Genomic DNA, 4,446 nt, shown 5'->3' with positions numbered 1-4,446 from the left:
TTTTGGCAATGACCGATAATTTATCTTCCAAATGCTTCGCCCCTACTGACAACTAACAACTGTACGGGCGAAGCATTTGGAGAACTATTTTTGGCAATGACCGATAATTTATCTTCCAAATGCTTCGCCCCTACTAACAACAACTTTGAGAATGACTGGAAAAATCACATATCTAGCCTACAATAGAGGTGGCGGAGACAAATGTTTCCGTTCACTCCTCACACCACACTCCGCCCGGACTAATGTTCGGGCGGTTCCTTATGGTCTGCATTAGTTTTCTAGTTTTTTTGCAAATGTATATCCTTTATCTCTAAGAGGATGTTTTTGCTATGGTAGAATTTTCACCAAGCTCAGAAATATCATAGGCAAAGGTTTTTAGGTATGTCAGCAGCAGAACAAGTTACAGATTCTACATTTGAGCAAGAAGTCCTCAAGAGCGAAGTTCCCGTATTAGTTGATTTTTGGGCTCCTTGGTGTGGTCCATGTCGTATGGTAGCTCCTGTTGTCGAAGAAATTGCCGAGCAGTACGAAGGACAAATTAAGGTTGTGAAAGTCAATACTGATGAAAATCCGAATATTGCTAGTCAGTACGGTATTCGCAGTATTCCTACATTAATGATTTTCAAAGATGGAGACAAGGTAGATATGGTTGTCGGTGCTGTACCTAAAACCACTTTAGCTACCACTTTGGAAAAGTATCTTTGAAGCCCAATAGACAACAAACTCTCCTTGAGTTATTCATTTACCGAAAAATTGGGTTTAAAGCCCCGTCGTTCTACGACGGCTTTCAATTAATTAGTGTACCAATACACTATACTAATGATAGTGGAAAGGTAATCAACCACTTAAAAAACCTTGTCGTTGAAAGACACCTGAACCTTGACAATTAAATCTATGCGGTTCTACTGCATTGTTCACGTTTTCCTCCTAGCAGTAGGTAAAAGATTTATACCGAGCGTGACGACTCAGATTTTTGAACTATTTGTTTCAAACTAAACAGGACTTGCAGCAATGCAACTAGGGTAGGGCATACCCAAAGTTAACGCTTGGGGAGAGTCCCACCTCGCTCGCTAGGTAACGCAAGGAACCTAGTTTAAGTGGTCTCGTTGAACCAAGAATCCCCGTCGATTTATCGCGGGGAGTGTCAAGGGACGAAAATGTTGCTTTGCCTATATTTCTTAAATAATAGAAAAAGCCTGGTTTCAGTAACACTTTCGGACATTTCCGTTGTGATTGTTAGTCAAGTAAAGCTTAGTTACTGAGAAGCCTGTATTGTAATAATTACGGTCAATATAGGAAGTATCATGTAAAATAACGTAAGTTGCTAGTACGGTGAGGCAAAAGTCAAAAAGCATATTACATCAGCCCTTTAGGGCTTTTTAATTATTGTTAGTTGACCTACCCTTTACTGTATTAGCAACTTTGGTTAAAATATAATGCCATTATTGCGGCAGTAAGTATGACCTCTGAAGCGTCCTTTTCTTCATTAGATTCTCTTCAAGCGGATATTGCGGAATTAATAGACCGTTTACCGACACTAAAACATCGGCAATTTATTCAGCAGTCCCTATCTACAATTTTGCGTCTTGCTGATAGTGATATTGAACGTCTTGATTGGAAAATATTATCTGCTGCTTTAGCAGATATGGAATGTGGTTTCCAGTTATTTTATAACTACCGTCATGTGCGGAAAATTACTATTTTTGGTTCAGCGCGTCTAGCACCAGATACACCAGCATATCAAATGGCTCTGCAATTTAGTCGGGCTGTTTCCGCGCTAGGATTTATGATTATGACAGGTGGTGGTGGTGGGATTATGCAAGCTGGTCAAGAAGGCGCTGGGAGGGAAAATTCCTTTGGTTTAAATATTCAGTTACCTTTTGAGCAACAAGCTAACCCAATTATTGAAGGTGATGCTAAACTAATTAATTTTAAATACTTCTTTACTCGCAAGTTATTTCTTCTGAAAGAAAGTGATGCTGTGGCTTTGTTTCCTGGTGGTTTTGGCACTCAAGATGAGGCTTTTGAATGTATGACATTGAGCCAAACAGGTAAATTTGGTCCAGTTCCTTTGGTGTTAATTGATCAACCAGGGGGTGATTATTGGCGTTCTTGGAGTCAATATATTGATGAGAAATTGGTAAAAACAGGGCTTGTTAGTCCAGATGATCCGAGTTTGTACACTATTACAGATAATCTTGAAGTTGCCTGTAATGCTATTACTGGATTTTACCGAGTTTATCATTCTAGTCGTTATGTTGGTGACAAGTTGGTGATCCGGTTGCAAGAAGATTTATCAGATGCTCAAGTGGAATTACTTAATACTCAGTTCCGTGATATTTTGCTGACAGGTGAAATTGTGAAAAGCCAAGCATTACCACAGGAAGAACAAGATGAAACATCTAATTTGCCTCGGTTAGTTTTAAATTTTAATCAACGAGATTTAGGGCGTTTATATCAAATGATTGGGGTAATTAATCAGGTGGGTGTTCCCACTCCAGAGGAATTGGCACATCCAGAAAGGAAGTAACCTATACCAAGTTATTAATTAGCCAAAATATTTTATTCCTAATACATGAAACTTGCACTATGGGAATACCTGTGCCATTTTTTTGGTTTGTTGGGTTGTTTGCGTTAGGGTTGCAGAGCAATCAGCATTAAATCAAACAGATCAGTTGGGTTGCGCTGTCGCTTAACCCAACCTACGAAAAATGGACAAGGTATTGCATAAGTAATAATTTTGGGAGAAACTTAACTCTGTTGACTCGGTGAATTATTACTTTATTATGACTCAATACTGATAAATATAATCAGGCTCGTATATTGGTATAAGTTGCTAAGAAAAGAGGGAATTAAAAGTTAAAAATAGTCTCACAATATAGCTTACGCTTACGAAATTAAAGAAAACTCTTACCAATTAACCAATACAGGAATTTAAATATGCTGGAATTATTAGGATCAGGTTTGTTTTCTCTATGGCTAGAAATGGCTAAGGTGCCAATTCAACCCTTAGAAGCCTTGAGTGTCTTGGCTTGGCAAGGTAGCTCTAACTTGATTCTTGTCCCTGATCCCAGCCCAGCAGGTGCTATTACAGTCCAAGAATATCTCAAGGGTTTAATCACATCAAAATTAATTGACCAAACTCTCATGTCCTCTCAGGGGATTTGGTTGCAGTCGGGACCAATGCTAATGGCTAATCATCAAGGGACTGTACCTTTATCCGCTGCTTCCTTAACTAAAGTTGCTACTTCGTTGGTAGCTTTTAAAGCTTGGGGACCCAATCACCAATTTGAGACTTTAGTTAGTAGCACTGGACCGTTAGTAAATGGGGTGGTGCAGGGTGATTTGGTGATTACTGGTAGTGGTGACCCGATGTTTGTGGGGGAGGAAGCGATCGCTCTGGGAAATACTCTGAATAAAATAGGTATTAAGCAAGTTAAGGGAAATCTGGTAATTACTGGGGCTTTTGCCATGAATTTCCAACGTCATCCCCTGCTTGCCGGTCAATTACTCAAACAAGCACTAAATCACCAAACTTGGTCGCGTTCTGTGGTTTTCCAATACTCAATTATGCCGAAAGGAACACCTAAACCCCAAGTGATTATTGCTGGTAATATTAAAGTAGACCCTCAACCTAAAGTTGGGCAAACTTTACTGGTACGTCATCTTTCCTTACCTTTGCAAAAAATCATTAAGGAAATGAACGTTTTCAGTAATAACGATATTGCGGAAATGTTAGCGGATTCTGTGGGAGGGGCAGATGTAGTTAGCACCACAGCATCCCAACTTGCTAGATTCCCCCAGTCAGAAATTCTCTTGATTAATGGTTCTGGTTTAGGGAAAGAAAATCGAATTTCTCCCAGAGGTGTTTGTGCTATGTTCATGGCATTGCAACGGGAAGCTAGTTCCTATCAGTTGACTTTGGCTGATTTATTTCCCACCTCTGGACTAGACCACCGAGGGACAATACATTCTCGACATATGCCAAAAGCGACTGTGATGAAAACCGGTACTCTCAATGATGTTAGTGCTTTAGCTGGAGTTGTCCCCACACGCGATCGCGGTTTGGTGTGGTTTACAATTATCAATCGTGGTGGAAATGTATCAGCTTTTCGGACTGAACAAGATAAACTTCTCCAACATTTAGAAAAAGAATTAGAAGTATCTACTGATATTCCGGCTACCCTCACACCTCATTTAGATAATTCTTTACCAAAATTTGGTGCAGCCAATCGCAATGAAGTTTTGTATAAAAGCTAGTTGTCAGTTGTCAGTTGTTAGTAGGGGCGAAGCATTTGGAAGATAAATTATCGGTCATTGCCAAAAATAGTTCTCCAAATGCTTCGCCCGTACAGTTGTCAGTTGTCAGTAGGGGCGAAGCATTTGGAAGATAAATTATCGGTCATTGCCAAAAATAGTTCTCCAAATGCTTCGCCCGTACAGTTG

Annotated in this window: 2 protein-coding genes and 1 pseudogene; all 3 read left to right on the top strand. The window is 39.8% G+C overall.

Annotated elements, in window-relative coordinates:
* Positions 1 to 360 precede the first annotated feature (360 nt).
* A pseudogene (gene trxA, locus PN450_RS08790) lies at positions 361 to 705 on the top strand (thioredoxin); the annotation flags it as partial.
* A 754-nt stretch (positions 706 to 1,459) separates the two neighbouring features.
* A complete protein-coding gene (locus tag PN450_RS08785; protein ID WP_271836040.1) occupies positions 1,460 to 2,530 on the top strand; it encodes an LOG family protein in 1,071 nt (356 codons plus the stop codon).
* Positions 2,531 to 2,940: 410 nt separating this feature from the next.
* On the top strand, positions 2,941 to 4,260 hold the full coding sequence (locus tag PN450_RS08780; RefSeq protein WP_148760767.1) for a D-alanyl-D-alanine carboxypeptidase: 1,320 nt from the start codon (positions 2,941 to 2,943) through the stop codon (positions 4,258 to 4,260).
* Positions 4,261 to 4,446: the final 186 nt, after the last annotated feature.

The sequence above is a fragment of the Dolichospermum lemmermannii CS-548 genome (assembly GCF_028330815.1).
Taxonomy (GTDB): Bacteria; Cyanobacteriota; Cyanobacteriia; order Cyanobacteriales; family Nostocaceae; genus Dolichospermum; species Dolichospermum lemmermannii.
Note: the sequence above shows the minus strand (reverse complement) of the source record. Positions and strands in the feature narration are given on the sequence as shown.

Excerpts from the sequence above, each read along its gene's own strand:
- PN450_RS08785 (WP_271836040.1), top strand. The coding sequence starts at position 1,460 with ATGACCTCTGAAGCGTCCTTTTCTTCATTAGATTCTCTTCAAGCGGAT.
- PN450_RS08780 (WP_148760767.1), top strand. The coding sequence starts at position 2,941 with ATGCTGGAATTATTAGGATCAGGTTTGTTTTCTCTATGGCTAGAAATG.